Source organism: Pontixanthobacter sp. CEM42 (genome assembly GCF_017812015.1).
Taxonomy (GTDB): Bacteria; Pseudomonadota; Alphaproteobacteria; order Sphingomonadales; family Sphingomonadaceae; genus Pontixanthobacter.
In genome coordinates this window covers 1-24,557 of record NZ_JADQTN010000002.1, presented here as the reverse complement: position 1 = coordinate 24,557, position 24,557 = coordinate 1, and the positions used below count along the sequence as shown (strand labels likewise).

26 protein-coding genes and 1 tRNA gene are annotated in these 24,557 nt (G+C 54.5%); 18 read left to right on the top strand and 9 right to left on the bottom strand.

Annotated features, from left to right (window positions below):
* Window position 1 precedes the first annotated feature (1 nt).
* The 4 genes from J9777_RS10050 to J9777_RS10035 all read right to left on the bottom strand — a co-directional run bounded on the left by J9777_RS10050 (window position 2) and on the right by J9777_RS10035 (window position 3,924).
* Window positions 2–958: a MoxR family ATPase gene (locus tag J9777_RS10050; protein ID WP_209349517.1), complete on the bottom strand. Its 957-nt coding sequence runs from the start codon at window positions 956–958 to the stop codon at window positions 2–4.
* Window positions 959–984: 26 nt separating this feature from the next.
* Window positions 985–2,277 (bottom strand): DUF4350 domain-containing protein, encoded by a 1,293-nt coding sequence (locus J9777_RS10045; protein WP_209348714.1) that lies wholly within the window; start codon window positions 2,275–2,277, stop codon window positions 985–987.
* Complete coding sequence (locus J9777_RS10040) at window positions 2,274–2,939, bottom strand: hypothetical protein (RefSeq protein WP_209348713.1); 666 nt, start codon at window positions 2,937–2,939, stop codon at window positions 2,274–2,276. Before J9777_RS10040 ends, J9777_RS10045 begins: the two co-directional genes overlap by 4 nt.
* 88 nt (window positions 2,940–3,027) lie before the next feature.
* Window positions 3,028–3,924: a prephenate dehydratase gene (locus J9777_RS10035; RefSeq protein ID WP_209348712.1), complete on the bottom strand. Its 897-nt coding sequence runs from the start codon at window positions 3,922–3,924 to the stop codon at window positions 3,028–3,030.
* A gap of 164 nt (window positions 3,925–4,088) precedes the next feature.
* Here J9777_RS10035 and J9777_RS10030 point away from each other — a divergent pair, with 164 nt between their 5' ends.
* Window positions 4,089–4,694, top strand: coding sequence for a c-type cytochrome (locus J9777_RS10030; RefSeq protein WP_209348711.1), 606 nt, complete (start codon window positions 4,089–4,091; stop codon window positions 4,692–4,694).
* 17 nt (window positions 4,695–4,711) lie between these two features.
* Here the strand turns inward: J9777_RS10030 and J9777_RS10025 are convergent, their stop codons facing one another.
* Window positions 4,712–5,377, bottom strand: a complete 666-nt coding sequence (locus J9777_RS10025) for an RlmE family RNA methyltransferase (RefSeq protein ID WP_209348710.1) — start codon at window positions 5,375–5,377, stop codon at window positions 4,712–4,714.
* Window positions 5,374–6,585, bottom strand: coding sequence for a Ppx/GppA phosphatase family protein (locus J9777_RS10020; protein ID WP_209348709.1), 1,212 nt, complete (start codon window positions 6,583–6,585; stop codon window positions 5,374–5,376). The genes J9777_RS10025 and J9777_RS10020 overlap by 4 nt, the downstream gene beginning before the upstream one ends.
* A gap of 415 nt (window positions 6,586–7,000) precedes the next feature.
* Here J9777_RS10020 and J9777_RS10015 point away from each other — a divergent pair, with 415 nt between their 5' ends.
* The 13 genes from J9777_RS10015 (at window position 7,001) to J9777_RS09955 (ending at window position 17,235) form a co-directional block, all read left to right on the top strand.
* Window positions 7,001–7,756 (top strand): DNA-processing protein DprA, encoded by a 756-nt coding sequence (locus J9777_RS10015; RefSeq protein WP_209348708.1) that lies wholly within the window; start codon window positions 7,001–7,003, stop codon window positions 7,754–7,756.
* Window positions 7,753–8,403, top strand: coding sequence for a phosphoribosyltransferase (locus J9777_RS10010; RefSeq protein WP_209348707.1), 651 nt, complete (start codon window positions 7,753–7,755; stop codon window positions 8,401–8,403). Before J9777_RS10015 ends, J9777_RS10010 begins: the two co-directional genes overlap by 4 nt.
* A 198-nt stretch (window positions 8,404–8,601) precedes the next feature.
* Window positions 8,602–8,675, top strand: a tRNA-Gln gene (locus tag J9777_RS10005).
* A 140-nt stretch (window positions 8,676–8,815) separates the two neighbouring features.
* Window positions 8,816–10,021 (top strand): site-specific integrase, encoded by a 1,206-nt coding sequence (locus J9777_RS10000; RefSeq protein ID WP_209348706.1) that lies wholly within the window; start codon window positions 8,816–8,818, stop codon window positions 10,019–10,021.
* Window positions 10,014–10,919, top strand: a complete 906-nt coding sequence (locus J9777_RS09995) for a hypothetical protein (protein ID WP_209348705.1) — start codon at window positions 10,014–10,016, stop codon at window positions 10,917–10,919. Before J9777_RS10000 ends, J9777_RS09995 begins: the two co-directional genes overlap by 8 nt.
* A 114-nt stretch (window positions 10,920–11,033) precedes the next feature.
* A complete protein-coding gene (locus tag J9777_RS09990; RefSeq protein ID WP_209348704.1) occupies window positions 11,034–11,222 on the top strand; it encodes a helix-turn-helix domain-containing protein in 189 nt (62 codons plus the stop codon).
* A gap of 538 nt (window positions 11,223–11,760) precedes the next feature.
* The gene (locus J9777_RS09985) at window positions 11,761–11,979 is read left to right on the top strand and encodes a hypothetical protein (RefSeq protein WP_209348703.1); all 219 of its coding nucleotides are present in this window, start codon (window positions 11,761–11,763) and stop codon (window positions 11,977–11,979) included.
* Window positions 11,966–12,526, top strand: coding sequence for a hypothetical protein (locus tag J9777_RS09980; protein WP_209348702.1), 561 nt, complete (start codon window positions 11,966–11,968; stop codon window positions 12,524–12,526). The genes J9777_RS09985 and J9777_RS09980 overlap by 14 nt, the downstream gene beginning before the upstream one ends.
* Before the next feature lie 44 nt (window positions 12,527–12,570).
* Complete coding sequence (locus J9777_RS09975; RefSeq protein WP_245228703.1) at window positions 12,571–14,025, top strand: DUF3987 domain-containing protein; 1,455 nt, start codon at window positions 12,571–12,573, stop codon at window positions 14,023–14,025.
* The gene (locus J9777_RS09970) at window positions 14,018–14,497 is read left to right on the top strand and encodes a hypothetical protein (RefSeq protein WP_209348701.1); all 480 of its coding nucleotides are present in this window, start codon (window positions 14,018–14,020) and stop codon (window positions 14,495–14,497) included. The genes J9777_RS09975 and J9777_RS09970 overlap by 8 nt, the downstream gene beginning before the upstream one ends.
* Before the next feature lie 2 nt (window positions 14,498–14,499).
* Entirely contained in the window at window positions 14,500–14,739 is a 240-nt protein-coding gene (locus J9777_RS09965) for a hypothetical protein (RefSeq protein ID WP_209348700.1), read from the top strand.
* Window positions 14,717–15,532, top strand: coding sequence for a hypothetical protein (locus tag J9777_RS09960; protein ID WP_209348699.1), 816 nt, complete (start codon window positions 14,717–14,719; stop codon window positions 15,530–15,532). The genes J9777_RS09965 and J9777_RS09960 overlap by 23 nt, the downstream gene beginning before the upstream one ends.
* A gap of 392 nt (window positions 15,533–15,924) precedes the next feature.
* Entirely contained in the window at window positions 15,925–17,235 is a 1,311-nt protein-coding gene (locus J9777_RS09955) for a hypothetical protein (RefSeq protein ID WP_209348698.1), read from the top strand.
* 166 nt (window positions 17,236–17,401) lie between these two features.
* On the opposite strand, the gene J9777_RS09950 is transcribed toward J9777_RS09955, so the two are convergent.
* A complete protein-coding gene (locus J9777_RS09950; protein WP_209348697.1) occupies window positions 17,402–18,277 on the bottom strand; it encodes a hypothetical protein in 876 nt (291 codons plus the stop codon).
* Window positions 18,278–18,284: 7 nt separating this feature from the next.
* On the bottom strand, window positions 18,285–18,998 hold the full coding sequence (locus tag J9777_RS09945; RefSeq protein WP_209348696.1) for a hypothetical protein: 714 nt from the start codon (window positions 18,996–18,998) through the stop codon (window positions 18,285–18,287).
* 688 nt (window positions 18,999–19,686) lie between these two features.
* On the opposite strand from J9777_RS09945, the gene J9777_RS09940 reads away from it, so the two are divergent.
* Window positions 19,687–20,289 (top strand): SOS response-associated peptidase family protein, encoded by a 603-nt coding sequence (locus J9777_RS09940; protein ID WP_209349515.1) that lies wholly within the window; start codon window positions 19,687–19,689, stop codon window positions 20,287–20,289.
* 139 nt (window positions 20,290–20,428) lie between these two features.
* Here the strand turns inward: J9777_RS09940 and J9777_RS09935 are convergent, their stop codons facing one another.
* The gene (locus J9777_RS09935; protein WP_209348695.1) at window positions 20,429–21,256 is read right to left on the bottom strand and encodes a LytTR family DNA-binding domain-containing protein; all 828 of its coding nucleotides are present in this window, start codon (window positions 21,254–21,256) and stop codon (window positions 20,429–20,431) included.
* A 259-nt stretch (window positions 21,257–21,515) separates the two neighbouring features.
* Here J9777_RS09935 and J9777_RS09930 point away from each other — a divergent pair, with 259 nt between their 5' ends.
* From J9777_RS09930 to J9777_RS09920, 3 genes are all read left to right on the top strand, one after another.
* Complete coding sequence (locus J9777_RS09930; protein ID WP_209348694.1) at window positions 21,516–22,835, top strand: acyl-CoA thioesterase/BAAT N-terminal domain-containing protein; 1,320 nt, start codon at window positions 21,516–21,518, stop codon at window positions 22,833–22,835.
* Between the two features lie 93 nt (window positions 22,836–22,928).
* The gene (locus J9777_RS09925) at window positions 22,929–23,786 is read left to right on the top strand and encodes a DUF5694 domain-containing protein (RefSeq protein ID WP_209348693.1); all 858 of its coding nucleotides are present in this window, start codon (window positions 22,929–22,931) and stop codon (window positions 23,784–23,786) included.
* A 268-nt stretch (window positions 23,787–24,054) separates the two neighbouring features.
* The gene (locus J9777_RS09920) at window positions 24,055–24,237 is read left to right on the top strand and encodes a hypothetical protein (RefSeq protein ID WP_209348692.1); all 183 of its coding nucleotides are present in this window, start codon (window positions 24,055–24,057) and stop codon (window positions 24,235–24,237) included.
* Window positions 24,238–24,557 lie beyond the last annotated feature (320 nt).

The following is a 24,557-nucleotide window of genomic DNA, read 5'->3' as shown; positions in this document are numbered from 1 at the left end:
TTCAGCGCGGGGCCTCGGTATTTTCGACCAGATCGGCGACTAACGCTTCGATCTCGCGGCCTTCGATTTCTGCTGCTGGGCTGAGCATCAGTCGGTGACGGAGAACTGCGACCGAGAGTGCTTTTACATCGTCGGGAATCACATAGTCGCGGCCTTCCAACGCAGCACGGGCGCGGGCCGCATTGGCGAGCAGTACAGCAGCGCGCGGGCTGGCCCCGCTCGACAGATCGGCATTTTCCCGCGTCGCACGGATCAGACGGACAATATATTCGGTAATCTCGGCTGCAACGGTGACGCTGCTCAGTGCAGCGCTGGCGGCGGCTAGTTTACCCGCATCGGTAACCGCTTCGATGCCGAAATCGGCGGCGCGCTGCGGCCCTTGCTTGTCGCCGAAGCGGGATACGATAGCGGTTTCCTCTTCAGCGCTTGGGTAGTCGACCAGAAGTTTGAACAGGAAGCGGTCCAACTGTGCTTCGGGCAGCGGATAGACGCCTTGATTTTCGATAGGGTTCTGTGTCGCGACGACCATGAACCGGTCCGCGAGGGCGTGCGTTTCACCATCCAGCGTTACGCGGCGTTCCTGCATCGCTTCCAGCAGAGCAGCTTGCGTTTTCGGCGGCGTACGGTTGATCTCATCCGCCAGCAGCATTTCACAGAAGATCGGGCCACGTGTCAGAGTGAACTCGCTCGTCTGGAAGTTGAACAGGTTCGATCCCAGAATATCGCCGGGCAGCAGATCAGGCGTAAACTGGATGCGCCCGAATTCGAGGCCCAACGCCGCGCTGAAACACTGGGCGAGGAAGGTTTTAGCCGTTCCTGGCGGACCTTCGAGCAGCACATGCCCTTGGCTCATCAGAGCGATCAGCAAATGATCGACTGTTTCGGTCTGTCCGACCACAGCTTTGCTCACTTGCTCGCGAATATTGCGCGCCAATTCGCGGACATCGTCGAGCGTCATCGCGGCGGCGGCCTCTGTTTTGTCGGTCATTTGGATAGCATCCTTTCAATCGCTTTCAGCGCAGCGGCAGCGCGCAAAATTTCGTTGGGTGATTTGGCGGCGCGCAATGCCTCGGCGCTGCTGGAGAATTGGTCGGCGTCGGGCGCGCGTTTCGCCACCGCCTTGTCAATGGTGTCATTGTCCGGTTTACGTAGCGCGAGCATCTTCACAATCCGTTCGCGGATCATATCGGCGTAGGGGCCGGAGAGCAGATGCAAGCGTTTACTGCGCTGGATAAACCCGGCACTGTTCTTGATCAGTCGGGCCTTGCCAAATGCAATCGAGCGCCCCTCCGTCACGGGTGGACCGAACCGGCGGAACGCGCGCCATCCAATCACGATCAGGGTCAGGATCAGGCACAATGTCGCCGCCAAAAACGGTGCAGTGAAGGCAAGTGTGAGAAGATTTTTCGAGCTGCCAAACCCGTTGAAGGTTAGATCAAATGTCACTGGAAGATTTTCGCCCTCCATTGCCAAATCGACCAATGAATAGGCCAACTCGCCGCGAGCACGATCGGCAAAGCCGTAATTGTTCACCAGATCGGGCTCGATAACGAAGATCACGCCCCATTTGTCGGTTTCGAGATAGTCGCTGTCGCCGGCATTGACCCCTGCCGCATCGGCGAGGATCGGATAATAGCCCTCATCATCCGCATATCCCGCCAATGTCAGACCGCCGCGCGTTCTGACGAGCGGTACGAGTGTCGTCATTTCACCTGCGGGTGTGCCCATGACTTGTTCGGGATGGGGCAGTGTGCCTGACTGGCCGAGCCCCTCCCAACCGGAATTATCCGATACGAGTTCTGGCTCTAACGTGTAGTCGAGTTCTTCCGCCCAATCGGGCGTGATGCTGTCGTAGAGCCGGACCCATCCGTCTTTGACATCGCTGCCCATTCCGCCCTGCGCCTGAAAGGCCAACCATTTGGGCAGAACCACCAGTGTTGGCCCAAGATAACGGCGATCTTGGATTGCTCTGGTGATTTCTTCCGGATCGGCGGAAATCGGTGGAGTCAGAATGAGCAATCCGTCGGTGTCGAGATTGCCCTGGCTGCGCGAGAGCGTAACATCGTGACCTTGTTCTTCCAGAATTCCGGCCAATGCAGCATAGCCGTTCAGGCCCTTACCTGCGCCATGGGCGGAACCATCATTGGTGTCGCCTCCGGTGTCGCCAGTACCGATGAAATAGAGTGTCGCTAGAAATGCCAGCGCGCCGAACAGGACCAGCGCAAGGACTACCTTGGCATTGAACGGGTTTGCCGATGCTGTTGTGGAGCGACTCATTTACGTTCACCTGCAAGCTTCTGCAGAGCAAATTCGGCATAGGCCGCGCGCGCGGCATCCCAGTCATCGGCCCCAAGCCGCTTCAACGCGAACAGGCTGCGCTCCACACGCTCTGCGATAGTGCCAAAGGCTGTTTTGGCGGCATCTGGCAGAGCAGGCAGCACTGCCAATTCGCGAGCGGTGCTCGACGGTTCAACCCAAGCAGGTTTGGCAGCGGCTATCTGGCTGACACTGCGCTGGAGCAACAAATGTGTGGCTTCGTCATAGCGGCCTTCTCGTGCCAACTGATCTGCTTCGTCGAGGAGCGCCACAGCTTCCTCTTGATCCGGCACCCATTCTTTTTCGCTCACTTTTGAAGTCTTCGGCGTTAAGTCGAGTATTGGGGCAAGGAGTTTCCAGAGTAGCAAGAGCGCGAGGCCGACCGCCGCGGCAATGAGTACCCATTTCACGACAAACCACGATGCGCCGAAAACTTGACCCAGGGGCTCGAACAATTCGCTGATCCAGCTGAACAGATCGTCCAGCCAGCTAAGCTCGGGCGGTTCGGCCTGTTCGATCTCAATCGGTGCATATTGGATCGATTCGTCGGCGCGCACTGCCTCCCAGCCGCCGCCAGACGCTTCCCCCTCATCCGCTTCAATCTGAACAGGCGCCGTAGTCACAAGGATGTGGTGGCAGAGGCAGGGGGCAGGCGCAAGCGTTCACGGCACACAAATGCCTGATATCATTCGCTCAGAACCCGCTAACGGATTATCCGCGAGGCCGTGCTTGGCGATAGCTGCCCAAGATGCGCAGTTCCTTGCAGTGGAACGCCAGTTCTTCCAGCGCACGATCAACTGCAGGATCGCCCGGTGTGCCAACAATATCCGCGTAGAACGTCGTCGCCGAGAAGCTTGCGCCCTTTTGATAGCTTTCCAGCTTGGTCATGTTGACGCCATTGGTCGCGAAACCGCCCATCGCTTTGTACAGTGCGGCAGGGATGTTTTTCACTTCAAACACGAAAGTCGTCATCGCGATTTGGCCGTTCAGGCTCGCAGGATCGAGCGGCTCGCGGGCCAGCACTACAAAGCGGGTGGTGTTGTCCGCCGCATCCTCGACATTGTGCTCGACGATTTTCAATCCGTATAGATCGGCGGCAAGCGCGGGCGCGATAGCGGCAAATGATGGATCGCCCATGTCTGCCACGTGTGCCGCTGAACCTGCGGTGTCGGCAAAGCTCAGTGGGGTAACATCCCGCTCGCGCAAGTAGTGGCGGCTCTGGCTGAGCGCATGCGGATGGCTGTAGGCGGCTGTAAACGGGCCTTTGGTGTCAGTGGCCATCAATGCATGATGGATGTCCATGAAATGCTCGCCGACGATGTAAAGACCGCTTTCCGGTAGCAGAAAATGGATGTCCGCCACGCGCCCAGCTTGCGAGTTATCAATCGGGATCATCGCGCAGGCGGCATGCTTCTCTTTGACTGCATCAATCGCATCAGCAAAGCTGAAGCAGGGCAGTGGCAGGTAATCGCCGGCGGCCTCTGTCGCGGCACGGTGCGAATTTGCCCCGGGGCACCCTTGGAAGGATACCGCGCGCTCAGGTTCAGCGGCAGCGGCTTCGCGCATTGTCTCGACCATCGCGAGAGCGGGTTTAGGAAAGCTATGCATCGCGCCAGCGCCTAACCCCGCCGCTGGCAAGGTTCAATGGTGTATTGTCATTGGTGCATTTTGGGCACCAGATAGTGCGTAAGCGGCTATTGCAGTCTGGCCAGCCTGTCCCTAAAGCGACGCCCAACCACTCAACAGCCAAAAATTTCGCGGAATCAATACGCATGGATGATCGTTTCAATACTGCCGCCGGATGGGTCCTGTTTGCGGGCATCATTGCTCTTGGACTGTCCAGTATCAGCGCCAAGGTGTTTCACACCGAACGCCCAGAGACTTTGGGCTATCCGATTGAAGTTGCAGATGCGGGCGGCGGTGAAGAAGCTGGTCCTGATCTCGGCACATTGCTTGCCAGCGCTGATGTTGCTGCTGGCGCGACTGCCGCTGCCGCACGCTGCGGAACGTGCCACACATTCGAATCGGGCGGGGCCAACGGTCAAGGTCCGAACCTTTGGAGCACCATGGGCGCGAATCTCGCTGGCCATGCAGGTTTCGGGTATAGCTCGGCGCTGACCGAAAAGGGCGGCACCTGGACTTGGGACGCAATGAACGACTGGATTTTGAATCCGAAGCGTTTTGCACCCGGTACGTCGATGGGCTTTGCTGGTCTGAAGAATGACACAGATCGCGCAAACATTTTGGTCTATCTGAACAGCCTGGGTTCAAATCTGCCGCTGCCAGAACCGCAAGCGGCTGAAGAGCCTGCTGTTGAGGAAGCTGCTGCAGAAGCGGACGCAGAAGGCGCTGCTGAAGTGGAAGAAGTTACCGGCTAAGGTAATTTCGGCGCGGCTTAGTCTCGCCCTTTAAACCCCTGTGCAATCACATACCATTCGGATGAGCCCTTGCGGCTGGCCGGTGGTTTGGCGTGTTTGACGTGTTTGAAGTGCTTTTTCAGCAGGTTCAGCAATTCGGCATCGGTCCCGCCTGCCAAGACTTTGGCGATAAAGGTGCCGCCTTCGGATAGGTTTTCGGCCGCGAACCATGCGGCGGCTTCGACCAATCCCATCGTGCGCAAATGGTCGGTCTGTTTGTGGCCGACCGTGTTCGCCGCCATATCCGACATTACCAGATCGGGCGGGCCATCCAGCGCATTCTCAAGCGCAGCTGGCGCATCGTCATCCATGAAATCCATCTGGAAAATGGTGACGCCTTCAATCGGGTCAGTCTCGAGCAAATCGATCCCGACGATTGCGGCTTTGGGCGCAACCTTGCGAACGACTTGGCTCCAGCCACCGGGTGTAATGCCCAGATCAACCACGCGTTGTACGCCTTTGAGCAGTCCGAATTTCTCGTCCAACTCGATCAGCTTATAGGCCGCGCGGCTGCGATAACCATCCGCTTTGGCCTGCTTCACATAGGGGTCGTTAAGCTGCCGCTGCAGCCATAATGTCGATGACTGGCTGCGCTTCTTCGCGGTCCGGACTTTCCGGTCGGGATTCTTACCTGAACGGCTCACTTCGCATCTCTGATTTCGCGGCGATGGCGTTCGCCTTCGGCATCGGCAGCCATGAGGCTGCGCAAAATGCCCTCGCGAATACCGCGATCCGCCACGCCGAGCCGTTCGGACGGCCAGATGTCGAGGATCGAATCGAGTATCGCGCAGCCGGCAACAACCAAATCCGCACGATCATTGCCAATGCAGGGCAATTCACTGCGTTCTTCCAGCGACATGCCCGATAGGCGCGTGCTTATGTCGCGCATCGCTTGCGATCTCACGATCAAACCGTCGACTTCGCGGCGGTCATAATGCGGCAGCTCCAGGTGGAGGCTGGCGAGAGTAGTCACAGTGCCGCTGGTGCCGAGCAGGCGGATTTCTTCATCGCATTCTGCACGGGGCGCAATACGCTCCGCAAAGGGGGCAAAGCTCTCCGCGACGACGCGGCGCATTTCGGCGTATCGGGCCAAGCGCTCGTCGCGATCGCCGGTGCACCGACCAACCGTGTCGGTCAGCGAGACGACACCCCATGGCACGCTTTGCCAGTCGATGATGTGCGGTACTTTGCCGCCCGGTTCGATCAGGATCAGCTCGGTCGATCCACCGCCAATATCGAAGATCACTGCTGGGCCTTCGCCGCCTTCCAGAAGGATATGACAGCCGAGCACAGCGAGCCGAGCCTCTTCCTCGGCAGAGATGATATCCAGCGCAATACCGGTTTCTTCGCGAACATGTTCGATAAAGGCAGGACCATTTGCCGCCCGGCGACATGCCTCGGTCGCGACTGAGCGCGCGAGATGGACATTGCGGCGGCGCAGTTTCTCAGCGCAGACTTTAAGCGCGCCCAAGGTCCGGTCCATGGCCTCGTCGCTAAGCTTGCCCGACATCGCCAGACCTTCGCCGAGTTTTACCACGCGGCTGAAGGCGTCGATCACCGTGAAGTTCTCGCCCGAAGGTCGCGCAATCAGTAGACGGCAATTATTGGTACCCAAATCGAGCGCGGCATAGGCTTGTTTGCGGTGATGATGCGCAGGCACGGGACCGCGCAATTTGGGTGTGTGAAATGATGGCTTACTACCTCCGCGTTTTTTAGCGGAAGAGCCTGTGCCACATTTTTGTGGCTTGGACTGCGAGGGGGGACGGTAGCGAAAATCTGCTACCCGGCCGGACTTCTCGGCCCCTCTTTGGCCAGTCCTCTTATTATCGTCCGGCGGAGAAAAATCCGCCATAACCAGTACTTTCTTGTTCCTCTCGTGACCATATCACGAGGACCTGACGCCAATGCTAACGATCAAGTGACGTTTGGGCAAGCTGAACCAAGCGACTAGGCTTGACCAAAGCTCGGTGCGTACCTATTTGCCCGCCCTCGCTGAGCGCCGCAGGCGGCACCGTCCAGCGCTCAGACCAATGCCCCGTCGTCTAATGGTAAGTTTTGGGCCGACTAAGTAAATTCAATGACTTAGCCTGCGCGAACGGTGCAACATAGGCAATCGATCCGTATTTTGTTGCATCGATATTCGTTCATGGTGCGCCCACTAGGATGGCGGCTTTGCGGGGCTGCTTCAGCTATCTGCCTCTGCCGTAAAGTTGCGATGTTTGATCCGATATGACAGAGTGGAAATGCAAGGGGAGCAAGGGTAGAAAATGTTGCAGGTGGCAAGCGATTCCACGATGCCGAGACGATCAAAATACCAACCACCGGATTGTGTGGAAAGTACTAGCTTGCTCAAAATCCTGCGCAAAAGCGGACGTGATGAGCTCGAAAAGAAACAGCTTGATTTCCTAGATCGCGCTGCTGCGAGCACCGGCAAAGACGATTTAGAGATCTTTTACGCCGGCGATATTGAGTTGACTGCCAGGCCATCCATCGCCGTGATCGGAACTCGCAAGGTAAGCGAAGATGGCAAAAAGCGTGCCCACCGATTTGCGCGAGAGCTCGCGGAACGCAACGTTGTTGTAGTTTCTGGCCTAGCGGCCGGAATTGATACGTGTGCCCTTCGTTCGGCGATTAATGCAGGCGGGAGTGTAATAGCTGTTATCGGGACTCCAATCGATAAGGCATATCCGGCGGCCAACAAAGAGTTGCAGGAAACCATTTATCACGAGCATCTTCTCGTCTCCCAGTTTCCTGTCGGCCAGCGTACATACCCTTCAGATTTTCCTGCCCGAAACAGAACCATGGCCGCCATTTCCGACGCGAGTGTGATCATTGAAGCGTCTGAGTCTTCTGGTACGCTTCATCAAGCATCAGAATGTATGCGCTTAGGCAGATGGTTAGGCATTTCCCGTAGCGTCGTCGATGACCCAAGGTTGACCTGGCCCGAGAAGTTTCTGTCGTATAGCCGGTGCTTTGTTTTGGAGAGCACCGATGAAGTCCTCGACAAGATTTATGGCAAATGAAATTTCCAGTTATGGTGAGCTGTGGCTATCCTAGCTATCGGGAGGCCGGTCTCGATTGGGGCAACCTCGAATACAATGCTTGGAAACTGGTAAAGGCCATCAAAGGGCAGCCGGTAAACGGATATGCAGAATTTGGTAATAGTCGTGTTGATGGCACGCCTGGAGGTAGAAATGTTGCTCGAAGGCTTGTAGCTAACGACGCAGTTCAGAAGCTTCGGAACGCGGGATTGGTTGCGCCACTGGTTGCCGTTCCATCGTCTGACCATGTCGATTTTGAAGCCTCGTTTACTGGCCACCGGATCGCCCAAGCGATCACTGCCGTAGCCGATGATTATCCAACTCGTTCGGTACTACGATTCAGAGAGGTAATGCCCAAGGCAGCCGGCGAGGGCGGAACTCGTGAGCCTAGCACAATCGCAGCTGCACTTGATATCGACGATCCGGTTGATTTCGAACAGTGCATTCTAGTGGATGATGTGACCACGTCCGGCGGACATCTGCGAGGTGCCGCTCGTTTCTTGCGCGAAAGAGGGATATCTGTGATTGGCGCATATTGTGTCGCCCAAACTGTCTGGACGCGCCCAGCCCATCTTTTTCGTATACCTGCTGCAGAGCTTGATAGTGCTCCAGCTTGGTTCGAAAACTAAGGTTGAAAGCAACCGTACCTACCCCTAGTCGTAAAACGGGAAATCTGACGACTCAAAATCTCGCAAACCCTGAAATCCTGTGGCTTTTTGGGGTTGTGTCGACCGGCGATGCAACTTAATCGGCCGTTTGATGCAACAAGGTGTTGCACAGTGCAACAACAAAAGTACTCTAAATATCTGATTTTACAAGCTATTTAATGCCCCGTCGTCTAATGGTAAGACTGCGGACTCTGACTCCGTCAATTGAGGTTCGAATCCTCACGGGGCATCCATAGTCAAATTCGTTGCAATTCGCTGGCTTTCGTTATGGGCCTGCGATTACGGGGGTAAATCTCTAAACACTTTCGCTAAAGCCCGTTGACCTTCGCTCAAGGCCGCCGCATAGTGTGGGAGTGATTGTGGGAGCTATGCCTTGGCCAGACTAACCGCCCTGAAGGTAAAGCATGCGAAAGCTGGACGCCATGGCGACGGCGGGGGTCTTTATCTGCTTGTCTCCAAGACTGGTGGCAAGTCGTGGATGCTGCGCACTATTGTGGAAACGCATGAAGGCCCGAAGCGCCGAGACATCGGCTTAGGCCCTGAATCTCTGTGCTCACTAGAAGAGGCAAGGGATAAAGCCAGAGAGTTGCGGAAAGTCGCGAGGGCTGGCGGCGATCCCATTGCGGCGCGCGATAAAGCAAAGATTGCTTCCCCTACATTCGAGGAGGCCGCCCGTAAGTGTCACGCCGCTCTGAAGGCCGGATGGGAAGAGCGCCACGCGAAGGCGTTTCTCTCGACGCTGGCCCTGCATGCCTTCCCGCGAATTGGCGGGTTGCGTGTGGAAAGCGTTGATGAGGCAGACATCGTTTCGGTGCTGTCACCTATTTGGACAACCAAGCCCGCTGCTGCTCGAAAGCTGCGGCAGCGTATCGGGCTGGTTCTCGATTATGCCAAAGGTCAAAAGTGGCGAAAGGTTCCAGCCCCCCGCGAGAGCCTAAGCGTCCTGCTCTCTAAGCAGGCAGCGTCTGGCAACTTCGCTTCAATGCCATACGAAGAAAGCCCGCCATTTATGGAGTCGGTGGAGGCCTTGCCTGACACTTGGGGCAGGCTGGCGCTGTTGTTCACAATATACACTGCGGCCCGCAATGGCGAAGTCCGCGAAGCACAATGGTCTCACCTGCATACAGCTAGCAACGAGTGGCGGCGTCCTGCGGAGTTGATGCGCAAGAATGGGAAGGCTCATGCGGTTACGCTCAATCCGCAAGCGCTGGCAGTATTAGAACGGGCGCGGCAGCGAAGCACAAACGGTTGCGATGGATTGATTTTCGAGGGAATGCGCGGCGGGCAATTGTCCGATATGACCCTCGGAAAGATCGTGCGGCCAACGGGCTACACAGTCCACGGCTTCCGCTCAACGTTCCGCACGTGGGCTGCTGAGAAAATGCCAAGCATTCCAGAGGCCGTGGCAGAAGCTGCGCTTGCTCACGTGATTCCTGACAAAGTCGAGCGATCCTACAATCGCGCAAAGTTTCTGGATATGCGGCGCAAACTTCTGGATGCATGGGGCCGGTATGTTTCCGGCGCATCCGCTGATGTTGTGCAGCTGCCGCTACGACTGGGAGGCAAGGCCAGTGCCTAAACTTTCGACTAAAGCAATCCCGCTAGATGATTTCTTGAACGGCAATGCTCGCTGGCCATTTTGTCCTGAAGGTTGGGTGTTTGCCGCCGATGCTGTGAATATTGGATTGGATATCTATGCTGAACAGATAGCCAGTGTAAGGGCCGCTGGTGATGATAGGGCATTGCCCAACTTCCTAAACCATCTCCGTTTATTGGTGGTCCAATCAATAGTTACTCGCGAAAATCACCCTCCGATGGACGCGGTTCATGGGGCTTTTGATTGGGTTTGCCACTTCCTTTCAGAGAAGTGCTTCTCAAAAAATATCACCGTCGCCGCCATGCCAAAGAGCGGTGGTGGGATTGTTTCCGTCGAATCCAATAGTTGGGGATGCGATGATGTTTCTAAGAGAATGCTCTATTGTGCGATGAACCCTAGGAAGCCATTCAAGCAGCATGACACATCACACTGGCTGTTCTTCAAGGCAGACGAACTCTATCTGGAGGCTGACAACGCCAGAGAGGATTACGGGCTTGAGAGATTGTGGACAGCATCACCGGAAATAGGGCCTGCAAAGAGCGAAGCGTCTGCGCCAGCACAATTATCGGATGAGAGTGCGCCAGCCAAGAACAAGGGTGGCCACCCTTTGAACTCCGAGAAGTGGGGGAACTTTGTCGCCGTTGCATGTGCTGTGATAGATAACGAGGGCAAGATTGAGGGCGAGACACACGGTCAGCTCTACAAGCGAATTGCTCATTATGCCGACCAAATTGGTGCCGTCATACCAAGTCGCGGCACCGTGTCGGCTGCGATGCTAACGGCGATAAAACTGCTCAATCGAGAACATGACGAAGAAGGTGGTCCGACCATAAGTTTGGATGGGAAGCCTCTTTCATTGGATGGGGAGCCTCTGTCATAAACTCAGGCTTACAGGTTCCTGACAGTTGCTGACAGTAACTGACGCACATCAAGCCTATTTTCGGACACATTCCCTTTCAGTTGCTGGCATTCGCTGGCCAACGAAAGGAAAATCATGGAACCAATTGCACTCTCTCCGAAAGATGCTTTTGCAAGTATTGGTGTAGGAACCACCAAGGGTTATGAGTTGATCGCGAACGGCGATTTGTCCGCCTTTAAGGTTGGTAGGGCAACCCGCATAACTACTGAAAGCGTCCGCTCATATGTGGCCCGCCAACTGCAAGCACAGCAGGAGGCCGCTTGAACCATGCTGGAAACAACAGCGGGGGAATCACCCCCAAAAGGTAAGGGCCGCAAAACGCTGTGCGTTCGCGACCCCATTATCTCAGCAAGCTTGGCGGCTTATGCATTTGATGATTACGATGTAGAGGAAACTCGGCGTTTTGGCAATGCCTTGCTGGCCTCTCGGAATGCATGGGCAGACCGACACAGAAATGGTCGGCGGTACTCTGACAAAGCAACGGCACGGCTCCGCAATTCACTAGCTGAACGCGGGAAAGGTCGTGGCCTTTGACCTGCACCGAACCTCAACCAGCTACAGATATTGAAGCCGCTATGAAGCCTTGGGATGGTGTCTGGCGCGTCGAGCGTCCGGCGTCGTTTACTCCGGGGCTATACCGCCTGCATCAAGCGACTGCATTTCATTTGCTGCGCCACTATGGCCTGAATGAATGGGCCGCCAACTTCCTTCAGGTGATTGCCTACAAGTCGAGCGATCTAACGCTATCGCAAAGGTACTGGTTGCGCCGCCTCGATGATGAATCGACAGGGAGGCGCGCAGCATGAGTAATGCACTCAAAGAACTGCCTGAGCTTCAGGCTGGTTGGCTCTACGCTCAATCGGGCAGGCCTGTGGCATATCTTATGCAGCCGAACAGGCCTGAAACAACGGAGATTGTCGGGTGTGAAACTTGGTGGGAGGCGCTGCACTACGCAGTTGCTTACTCGCAAATTTACCCCCGCTGCGAGTACGTTGGAGGGCCTCAGCATGAAGGTGTCTGACCTAGACGGCGAGATGATTGCCGCCGCATCTGCGATTAAATCCGCCCACTTCAAAAAGCTCGAAGCCATTGGCGTGCCGCCGATGGCGATTGGCAGGTATGGCGCAAGCGGGTTTTCGATTGGCGTCAGTAGAATTGGCGAAGTCGGCGGCGGGCTTTTTGAGCCTGACGCTCAAGGCTTCCCAGCGTGTCTGATTGCCGTGCGCGATCCGTTCCCTCACTTTGGTGAAAGCGGGCTTTTCGACATCGTTGCATTCTGCACTGACAACTTGTCTGTCTGGTGGTGCCGTACCGGACTGGCTAGCTTGATGGGGGCAGACCTGCTCGACAAGCCGGACCCCGTGCCAGTTGTTAGAACACCGGCTGATTGGTTGGCTCATTCGGGAAACGCCCTGTGCGTTCTCGATTGGTCTCCCAATTCTCCGGCATGGGCTGAACTCCGCTTCGCCACTCCACCTTTGACCTTCACTGATAGCGATCTGCGCAAACGTCTGCGCAACGCGCTTGTTCAGTCGTCCCCCCTACCACGAATGGAAATTGCAGCATGACACCTTTGGGTAAATCCGGGAATACTATTTGGTCAGTGCCAGACATGACAATCTTAAACGCGGGGCGTCGTCCTCCTGTTGAAATGCCGCGCGAGTTGTTTGGTGAGCTGGCTGGCCTTCTGCAAATTGTTGCGGATGGCACGGCCTCTCCAATCGATTACCCTGCTATTGGGTATCTGACGGCATGTGCTTCCTTGATCGGCGGAAAGCGCAAGGTTCGTCCCTACCAAGCTAGCAACTGGACTGAGCCGTGCATTCTGTGGGCTGCGGCGGTTGGCGATCCTTCATCCCGTAAATCACCAGCCTTGGAGGCTGTGATTGCGCCCCTGCGCAAACTCGAAACCGATGCTGCCGAAATTCACAAGAACGCTATCCGCGATTGGGAAACCCAATCTGAGCGCGCCAAGGTTGAATATGTCGGGTGGCAAGAGCAGGTGAAGGATGCGGCGAAAGATAATCTGAGCACACCAGCAAAGCCGGAAAATGCGGAATTCCCTATCGAGCCTGTTCGTCGGCGAACTGTTATTCAGGATGCTACACCCGAATCTATGGCAGCAATTCTGGCAGGCAATCCATCAGGAACGCTGCACTTTAGAGACGAGTTGGCTGGCTGGCTGCAATCGTTCGAGCGATATTCCTCTGGCGGTAGGGAATTTTGGCTGGAAGCATATGGTGGCCGCAAGTTTGTGGTTGATCGTAAAGGCGCGAAGGCTCCCATTGAAATAGACTTCAACGGTGTGAGCGTCATTGGGGGTATTCAGCCGGATAAACTGGCGACATTGCTTGCATCACCTGATGATGGGTTGATCCCGCGCTTTCTGTGGACATGGCCTGACAAGGTTCCTTATCGTCGGCCTACACAGATTGCAGACATCGGCACAATTGAGGGCATATACCGGAAGATTGAAGCTATTGAATGGGGGCAGGATGGGGAAGGTCAGCCATGCGCTGTGACGCTTTCTCTTACGCCCGGTGCCGAGGATATTTTCGCGGCATGGGAGGAGGCCAATAGCGAGATTGACGAAGACTCTAGCGGCCTGATTAAATCGACAATCGGTAAAATGAATGGCGTTCTTCTGCGTCTCGCGCTGGTGGCCGAATACACGGAATGGGCATTAGGCCAAGGCAATGAACCAAAGGAAATATCAGCCAAGTCGATTGAGGCTGCTGCTGCTTGGATAGACGATTTTGCAAAGCCTATGGCGGCGCGTGTTTATGGCGATGCATCGTTGCCTAAGTCTGAACGCGATGCGGCAATCCTTGCCCGCTACATTCGGAAGCAACGCTTCAAAACAATAAACGCCCGGGACTTGAAGCGATCCCCGCACAAGTCGGCTCTACCGAGTTTGCGCACCGCTCAAGCAATGGGTGAAGCGATTGAATGCTTGATCGATGCTGGCTGGCTCACCGAGGATGGGAGGAGAGAGGGTCAATCCCATGGTAGGGTGTCCGCTGATTACCAAGTTAACCCCGCAATATGGGGGGCTTCCAATGAGTAGCTGGCGCGAAGTAGCGAAGACAGCGCGTGAAGCCGAGGAAGCGCGGGACAATAGGGACAATAGGGACAATAGGGCCAATAGGTCCCGAAATAGAGCTAACGTCCCTAACGTCCCTAACGTCCCCGCCAATCCTTCTCTCGATCTAAAACAGTGGCATTCGGGCCTTATTGCGGTCGATGAATTTACCGCGCCAGTAGGCGTCACAATGGCGCATTGGCTGGATCTGATTGATGATGCTCATTGGATGTATGAGAACTTCGCTTCGCAAGCTGTTCGGCAGGGATGGAAGGCTCTGGACCTGTTCGGCGTTGTGCCCGATGAGGTTGGGGTCGGTGGTGTTGCTGATAGACTCGCTGGCGCGCGCAACCTGAAAATGCACAGCGACGTTGCTGTGTGGTCGAACTTCGGCGTTTCCCGATATTATGAACGCGGACGTTGTGAAGGTTTCCACCTATTGTGGGAGCTTAAATAAGCATGGCTCTTACAATGCAATCTCCCCTGTTTGGTCGATGCAATCTCATTGAGCAGGACGCCGAAACGCTACCTGATGGCGAGTTGGTCTTCGGTTATGTCCGGCATCGTGGAAGCTCAAAAATTCTGCTCTCGGTCTGGCGTGATGGGAAGTGGCACAATCGCAAACTTCAGCCGCTGCAAGGGGTGATAGAATGCTGGTATTTAGTGGAGAAAGCTGATGGCTCGCCGCTCTTCGGATGAAACTGACACAGACCCGCAACAGGAAGATATTCCAACAGCGAAGCCCAAGCGCCGTAAGCGCCGGAAAGTCCCGAACCCGCCCTCGGTATTGGCAAGCGACAAACAAGCTGCTGAGGAACGATTGCGCTCACGAAAGCCGTCGCCCGGTATAATGCTGGAGCCGCAGGGGCCGGATGATGGATATTTGGTAACATCGCCGCACTCCGATTTGGAATTGTGGCAGATGCAGATTGCAGATGCATTCGGCACCCGCTCCGACTCTGTCATGAGGGCGTTTGTAAGCGATCTTAAGGAACTGACACCGACCTCATGGGATGAAACCGACCAACGCTGGAAACCAAGTGAAACGCTTCTGAATTGCGCTCTCGCAATGATTGCTGAACTCGAACCGCGAAACACGATTGAAGCGGCTATGGCTGCGCAACTGGTGGCTCTTCACCGCATGACAATTCAACTCTCAGGATATGGCATCAACAATAGCTATGTCCCTCTGGCAAAGGAAATGCAGATAGCTGCCAAGCTGTCGCGAACCTACGCGCAAAATCTGCAAGCGTTCTACGCCATGCGCAAGAAAAAGGGGAAGAGTAAGTCAGTCCAGAAGATCACTGTCAGAAAGGAAACACACCAGCATGTCCACTACCACCACGATAGGGGGGAGCCAAAAAATGACGGGCAATCCGATGCAACGCTCGCGAGAGCCAGAAAGCCTAAGGACAGCCGCGCGCTGCCAAGCGAGGAGGAAGCGGGGCGGGTCTTGCCGTTCTCCGGCAGTAAAGGGAAAGCGCGTGTGTAGGATGCACGGCGGCAAAGCTGGCGCTCCCAAAGGCAAGCGGAATGGCAACTGGAAGCATGGCGGCGAAACCAACGAGGCTGTTGCGAGACGATCCGCCGCGCGTGAACTGCTACGAAAGGTTAGGGAATATGCGTGAAGAGTCGGGGCCTAACCATGTGGCGCGCAAATGCGAGGAAACCATAGAAGAGTTGTTAGCCGCGAGGGCTGTGGCGAAAACTAAAGAGGATCGGCGACCAATCAACCAACGGCTGCATAATGTCCGTTCAATGCTGCGCTGGTGTAAGTCTCAGGCGGGCTATGTGGAAACGCCTTCACCATCCGATCGGTCTTCTATAAGGCAATAGATATTAACGTCCTTTATATCGCGTTAGATCTATCTTGGAGAGAAACATATGCGATTCAGTGCATGCGGTGTAGCAAGAAGCGCATTTGTTACCATTTCACTTTTCGTTGCTTCTGCTGCAAGCGCACAAATTGGAAATTCCCAATGTGCTCAGGACAATAGGGATATCTTAAACACTCCCATCATCAGCCCCTCACCGACTTATATTTCCGAGAATGATTCCGACTTTGAATATCGTAGAGCGGCAGGATTCAGATCGCGGAATGGTATTCCAGTCTACGCCAATTCAATGGTGTCCGACTTTGTTGCGATCCGAGGGAAGCTTGCAGAATTTCAAGGCAATCTGGAGGCTGCTCAAAGAGAGTATTGGTCTAGCTATGATAGGGCTGGAAGAGCTAATAATCGTTTGCAAAACGAAGTGGGATACTGGCTTCATAAGAGAGAAGTTTTCGAGAAGATAAAATCCGATGTGCGCTTTGCAGTTCGCGGGTCAGGTCAGAGTTCAGGAGCCGTGATCGATCTACTAATGGGGGCAAATGCCTCACGTGGGTTTAATGTGCCAGCTGACCTTGAATATTTGCCCAACTTTGACCGAACAGCCAGCCTGTCCGCACTGCTGTCCGACGATTCTTATAGACGAAACATTGAGGCCCTGTCGATTTATAGCTTCCTTACGTACAGTAAGTGCGCTCCCCAGCACTGGGGTACTGTGAGAGGGCGAGTTTTGCACGGGCTTATGTATCCGGCCAGAAGTGGGCAATTTGCACTCAGTGATCTATCGCGGATTGAAGAAGCAAATCGGACAGCCGGTCGTACTCTTGCCGACACAGAGCAATATGTGAACCAGATTCTGAGCACAGGTAGTAGAACAAGCTATCGAGATATAGCAATGGAAACCATTGGCTTAAGAACCAATGTTGGACCTTCTACAATTGCAGACAGGTTTGAAAGTTGGTTTAATTCTGCCAATTTTGCAGGGTTTGAGCATGATGGGCCAGGTTATTGGCAAGATAGCAAATACATCTCAGAACAGACTGTCAAAATTCCGAGAGTCAGTCAGTATCGACGGATGGGCAGTGTTAGAGAAAACTACACGCGCTATTCCATTTCTGTAGACATCCCTCGAGTAAGGACCGAAGATGTCCAGAACTGCTATCCTATAAATCTACGAACTCTTAATCGCAGGCTTTATGAGCTCAACGGAGACTCCTACGCTAAGGACATCCAAGGATCGGGTCGTCGGCCCACATCTGCGAGAAGGTTTGTAAAAACAGTCGCATATTATAGCTGCGCTTTGCCGGATGGGCTTGAGAACCCGGCCATCACTACCGCTGCCGAATCATGGGGGTGGGGCATCTGAGCTTGTCTTGCTAAGCTCTCAACGCGCGCCAGAGCGTTGATCGGCTGGGTCCATAGATGTTGCTGTCAAAACACATCCACTTGATTGATGAAGCTATTGCGGCGAGAGGCGCTAAGCCTAGCAGGCGAATGGAACTCGGAGCCGATGGATGGCTTGCCAAGCGTTCTTAGCTATTTGGAGGCCAATCTCGCTCCCTTAGGCAATCAGCCACAAAATGAGTGAAATGAGTGGCCACTAAGCCTGAGTCGTTTTTGCGAAGATCAACGAAGTAGCAAAAGTAGGTCTTGTGCAGTTGGCCGAACTTGCACCTGTATTCAACATATCCACCGATGTAGGGGAAACGCTTGATGTTCTGAGTTCCACGAACAAGGTGGGACGGCTTTGATTTCTCATTCGGCTCGACATTAAATTCCTTCAATGTTGCCCCGCCGAACTCATCATCCAATGGTGACTTTGGTTCAGCCAAAGGTCGGTATCGAATAGCAAGTACCTTGACCGTTGAGCGCCCGGTATTCGTGATCTTGGCCGAAAAATCCAATACGTCCGATGTCTTGCTGGCAGTACCGCCGCTCAATTCAATTTCGCAGTAGCCGCGCTCGGTAGCCCGAAAGGACTCGAGATTGTCTTCTGCAATCCTTGCTTGCCGCCGCGTTTCCCTAAAGGTCGTCCAGACTAACCATATACCAAGCGCGCTTAGACCCATACCGATCATTGCGGCGATACCCATCACTGCAGTCCAGAGGGCCATTTTCTGCTGAGCAACCAAATCAAGCTCTGCGCGTTCCTGCTCACGCAGCGCCGATCTAGCTTCGGCGCTGGCCTCTTCGATGCACGCCGCTTCATCGGCAGCAACGGCGCCATCGCATACTACCAAGTATCTCTGCTGGGCATAATCAGAATGCACAGCTATTTGATCTCGAGCCTCTCGGTCAAACGAGGCTTGCTGAACAAGACCGAAAACAGCACCGCCTATAATAACAGTCGCGGCAGCGGCGAGAGCCAACATCAGCCCTGTATACTTCTTGGGTTTCGGTTCACTCATCGCTGCCTCATACGTTAGGTGCCCTGGGCAAACCCTCGAGCCGATCAAGGATGAGAGGATCGAGGTACTCGCCGACGAGAACAGCTCCCACTAGGACTACCAGAAATGCAAGGGCAAATTTTAGGACCGCCCTCCATGATCTGAACATAGAAGTTAGGAGCAAGTTTGTTGTGAGCGCAGGACCCACCAAGCAGTAAACGATCCCCAGGTCGATTTTTTGGTGAACTCTAAGATTCTCCCTGGCAAACGTGCTAACTAGAAACACAAAGATAAGCACCAAGAAAGCCACGGTACCAGAAGGTGTTGTCGTAAAAAGCCGCCAAAGGAACGACAACCAATATAGGCCCGAAACTCCGACCATGGCATGAATCACCAACGCCTTTGGCTTCGATTCTTCTTCGAATTCTTCAGCCGACGAGGTCACCATCTCTGAGGCCAGTTTAACGTTATCCCACAATGGTAGGTCATTGCCCTTTTTCATACCCCAAACGATGCGCCTGAAGCCAAATGCTCCAAGCGTAATCAAAACCACCAGTAGATCTTTCTCCCAAAGCGGCATTGCAAACGGCAATGGCCAGAATAGAAAACTGGTTAGGTAGTGCCACCACTCAGCCAGCCAGACCAAACTAGCAGCAAGGTCAAAAGCCGTCTGATAGTGCGCAACTATGTTGAAGAGGCTGAGAAAGCCAAAGAACGCCAACAACGATTTTAGCTTAGTCAAAGCATTCCCCCAGTATCAGCAGATTAAATTCACTCACCATGTTGTACAAGAGGTAAGCGGGGGAGGTCCCCGCATAGGCGAATTCGAGGGCAGGAACGACGTGATCCTCAAATTTACGCTCCGCCATTTGTTGGTCAGGTAAAGCAGGAGAAAGCTGAATGGGTAACCCTCGCACTCCTGTGGCTAAAGCTCGAACAGCCGTTGCTGCGGATTTGCATCCAGGACGGCACGCACTCAGCAAAAGGATTTGAAAGCGGATGCGACCGAATCAAGCCGAACGAGCCTGTGTCTGATTGATGGGCCGCTCCCGAAGTGCATACACCTGACCCCGACAACATTTTATGATCTCGATGAGACTATAGACGAGAAACCAGAGCACAATGTTTGCTATCGCGCTGCCTGCGCTAGCTTTCCCGAAGATGGCTAAAAGAGCGTTAGAAAACGAGTCACCCAACACATTTGACTGTGTCAGGTGACCCAACATCGATCAAGTTGGAGGGCGCCTTCCTGATCAACGGTCCTCATACTGATGCACAATGCCCAATCGGGCAATGCGGATGCCGCCGATATTCGTTTCTAGCAAGAATAGCTAGGCGATTTATCAGCGCCCACAAAAGACTGATATGGCATTGGCTTGGAGAGCGGTCGAAGATTGACTTCAAAGCCCTTGTTCCGTCATCCTTCGCCCATGTGCAATCTCTACAGAATGGCAAACTCGGCAACCGAAGTAGCGCGCATGTTCTCAGTCGAGGGAGATGCAAGCAATGCTGGCGGTGATGTCTTTCCGGGTTACCCCGGCATGGTCGTTGCAGGCGGCACACTACAATCAATGGCATGGGGTTTCCCGCTTGTCATGAAGAGCAAGAAAACCGGCAAACCGCTAAAGCCCAAACCCGTCAACAATGCGCGCACTGACAAACTCGACAGCTTCTTTTGGCGGCACAGCTTTGAAGAACACCGCTGCCTTATTCCGCTATCGGCATGGGCAGAAGCGGAAGGCCCTCGAGGATCGATGACACGCACTTGGCAGAGGGTTGCTGGCGAAGAGGTTTTTGCGGTTGCCGGTATATGGCGCGACAGCGACGAATGGGGCCGATGCTACTCAATGGTTATGACGGACGCTGAAGGGCCTTCTAAGAGCGTCCACAACCGCATGCCGGTGATCTTACGGCCTGAGACTTACAAAACATGGCAGTCAGCTTCGGCTGATGAAGCGAGAGCGCTGTGTGTGGCCTATGATGGCGATCTCGAGATCAATCGTACTGATGAGCCGTGGTTTCGCAGGAATTAGAACTTTTCGCGCTATGTCCGCTAACGACCCAATTGCAGACATTGATAGTCTACCGAGTATGAGGCGACGAGCGCATGTACGTTCCAGTCAATTTTGGCCGTTTGATCACAGTTTCATGCACAGCTCAGACACCGCTGCTTCAAAGGACACGATCGCGCAAAGCTTTAGCGCCAGCCCTGCTAGTCTTGATGCGTTCTCCGTTTTCCATTTGCAGGACTAGGCGACCATCGCCCGAGGGCTCAGCATGTTCAATCTTGTGGACATTAACAATGCGCGACCTGTGAATGCGCAGGAATTGTTCAGGATCGAGCGAGGCTTCGAATTTTGAAAGCGTGGTGCGCACCAGATGCTTCCCCTCAGCCGTGATAACTTCGGCATAGTCGTCCGCGCCAAGGATCATGATCACCTTCGAGACGTCGATGGGTTTGATGTCTTCGCCAAGTCGAATGAAATAGCGTTCGAGGGTGGGCTCAGCCTCTCGCCATCCTTCTGCCTCGCCATCCGCGGAGCTGGGAAGGTCGGGCTGCGCGCGCATATAGGTGAGTGAAGCAACTAGAGCATAAATGGTCACGCCCTGAAGGAACTGCCAAGCGAGCGCGGGCTCCGGAAAGAAGGCGCGGACCGTGAATTCGGTCAATGATCCCCCATCGCGCATTCCGACCAAGACTAGGATGAGCCAGTGCCAAGCGAAACTGAAAAGCGCGGCCAAGGCGACATGGCCTGTGCACTGTCGCAGGATCGGCGCATCGATAAGCCAACGGCGAATGGCTGGGCGAACAGCAACAGTTAGGAGCACCATGGGTGCCAAATTGCTGAGGGAGGAAAGCGCGAGTTTCAAAAATGTAGACTCGCGGTTCACCACCGCGAAAACGACAAGGTATGCCGCAAATACCAATACGCACGCTATGGCATCAAACGCGCGGTCGCTGATGCGCTTTGTCGGCTGGAGATATTCACCCATCTTCATTTACACGCTTATGGGCACAGCCAATCGAGTCGGCAACGTGTATTGAATACACGTCAGACCCGCCCTTACCCCGATACCGCTCGTTTGTGCTTGTTCGCAGTTGCAGCCCGTCGCTTCACCGATTGCAACGTTCGTTCGCCGATTTTTGCGCATGATTAGCGTAAGCCGCTTTATTCGACTGATGGGATTGTTGCTGGTCAGTCATGGCCTGAACACAGGAGCCTTACTTTTGATTTTAAAGCGTATTTTCATTAGCGCCATGTACGCTGCTACTTTTGTAGGGTGGACAACATCTGCTTCCGCTCAGCGGTTCGAACTGCAAAGTGGAGAGGTAGTCACAGCTGGCGATCCAATTCTCATCAATGCGCTTGATCTGCCTCCTGACACCGATGTCGAGCTCCGCGCGGAACGGGTGCTGAAAAACTATTACCAGCGCGGGTTTCCAGTTCTGCGCTACCAGTCCTCAGCTTTGTTTCGTAGCGATGGAAATGGCCGCATTGATCTAACAACCAGCCCCGCGACTTCAGGATCGTATCAAGGCGCCGACCCGCTGGGCCTGTTCCGATCCATGCAACCCGTCAATCAAGAGCCTGTCGAGGCAGACAAGCGGATCACGCTAACCGCGCTGATCGATGGCACAGTGGTAGCATCAACCTCATTCGAAATGCGTCACGCGCCGTTAGCTTTTCACATTGAGGAAGTTGCTTCATTGCCCGGCTCGTATTTCGCGCCGCAACCTGGCCCGGGAAAGCACCCGGTGATCATCATCGCGGGCGGTGCAGACACCAATCGCCAAAACCGCGAAGTGCTCATGCCTCAACTGGTCGCCAAGGGGTATTCAGTGTTTCACTTTGCGACCTACGAGATAATCTATGGGCCAGGGGAACCTTCCGTCGAGGGGCTTCCCACACGCTATGTCGACATTCCAATTGACCGACTTCAAGACGTGCGGGACTGGCTGACCCGCCGCGCCGATGTCGATCCAGATCGTATGGGCCTCTATGGCTATTCGAGAAACGGCGCTTACGTGCTTCTTGCTGCTACCCGATTTGACTGGGTGAAAGCAGTCGCCGGAATTTCGCCCTCAGATGTGGTTTGGGAAGGTTGGGGTGATGGGGTGAGGCTAGGGACGACCTCGTCCTATTCCTGGAATGGCCAACCGCTTGAATATGTGCCTTACAGCGAAAATTGGTATCGCGAGACTGGTAAGTTTGCGCGCGGATTGAGAGGACGCTTGCGCACTCCGATGGATGAGGGGCGTTGGGCGAATCCCGATCGGGTTGAGGCTGCGCGCATTCCTATCGAAGACTACACCGGCTCGGTGTTAGTTGTGGGCGGTGAATTGGACGACTTGTGGTCAGCCGGTCACATGGTTCAAAATATTGCCGAACGACGCGCCGAAGCCGGGCTTGCAACTTCATTGCTAGTCCTTCCCGAAGCTGGTCACGGCATCACGGGTACAGGTTACAACCCGACCTTACTATTCGAAGAGGGTGCGAGGCGCCGTGCCGAGGCGCATGGGCAGGCGCAAACTTGGGGAGCAACACTGGAGTTCTTCAAGGAAGCGCTTTCACCATGATCAGCGCCATGCGGCACTGCTTCTTCAAGCCAAAGAAGTCTTGATCAGTTATTGCCTTGGTGTATTATGGCAGCAACGCAGCTGGAGTCTTTCATGAATTTACTAAAACTCGTCTCTCTTTGCTTGGTGACCGTTTTGATGCCGGCTGCGTTAAACGCTCAAACGGACGATCAGGCCGAGCAATCAGAAACAATCAAAGTCATGGTGTTGGGCCTGTATCACTTCGACAATCCGGGGGCCGATATGGTCAATTCTGAGGTCGATGATATGCTGGCTCCCCATCGCCAGCGCGAGATTATCGCCTTGGTCGAAAGTCTGGCTCAATGGCGGCCGACAAAGATTGCGGTTGAAAACGAAGCCCCGCTACCTTCCCTTAGTATGGAGGAATACGCTCGCGCGGACGAACTCCTTGCAACCTCACGCAATGAAACGGTTCAGATCGGATATCGGCTCGGCGTTATGCTCGGGCACAATGCCGTCTACGGCTACGATGAACGAGGAGGGGACAGCGAGCCAGACTATTTTCCGATGGGTAAAGTCCAAGCCTTTGCTCAGGCGAATGGCGGCATGGAGCTCATGGGTAGCCTGATAGCCGAAATCCAGGCCGTAGCTGATCAAGAAACAGCCGAGCGGCCAAGCCAAACCGTCGCGCAGTCTTTGCTCCAGCACAATGACACGGATCGGGTCTCAAGCTTGCACAATAGACTGTATTACTCCTTGCTGCGAATTGGCGATGGTGACCAACAGCCAGGGGCTGAACTCAATGCATATTGGTATATGCGAAACGCCAAGATGTTCGCCAAATTGGATATGATCGCGGAAGCCGGAGACCGTGTCCTTGTGCTTGCAGGCAGCGGCCATGCGACTTGGTTGAAGCACTTTGTCGAGCGTATGCCAGGTTACGAGTTGGTTGAGGCGCTACCTTACATCGAGGATGCCGCGAACAACTAAGACCAGGTGTTCTCATAGGCTGGCAGCAAACGTCTCGTAGAAGCAAATTTAGTGATATGGTGAAGCTCGGAATACAGAGCTACCAAGTTCTATAGCCTGATATGTGCTTCCACTCCCTAAGCAGCCGCTCTGAGGCCAACTAGCCTGACTGGCAGATAGTTAGGTTTTGGCGCCGGTGGGGGTTGTTCTGCCACCGAACCGATGGTGGAAACCTAGTCCTTGTTCACACCTTGGAGCTAAAAAACACTCTTGAGGAGTTTGAGCCCCCATGGCGACGATCTCGATCGTAGCTTGTGGTTTTTGGTTCAACATGGAGAGATATCAAAAGGATCGGGTGGCAACGGTGATTGTCAGATCGGTCGAAAGTGTTGTCACTCAAGGGAGCGAGCCCGAACAGATGGAAACGCTGGAAAACAAAGAGGTCCTCAATTCCTCCGTTAGCGAATATTGATCTCAGCTTACATGCATGGCCCAAAGGTCAGCTATTGAGCCTTGGCAGTCAGGCTGCTTTCAGCGCCGAAAGCCATCTTGTTGCCAGTCAGCTGCCAGTGCGTATTGATAGCCCGTACATTGTCACCTTCTGGAGTGTGTTCCAGACAATGAAGCAATTATTCAAAGGTTTCGATTTGGCTGCCCATGTTCAAGCAATAAGCGTAGGGCTGGCAGGAACAATCGCGGTAGCCATGGCGATGGCCGAGAGTACGACTGCGAAGGCGGCGGCGTAGAGGTTGTTGGCATTAAAGGTCATGGGGTCTTCCTTTGCGAGGGGGT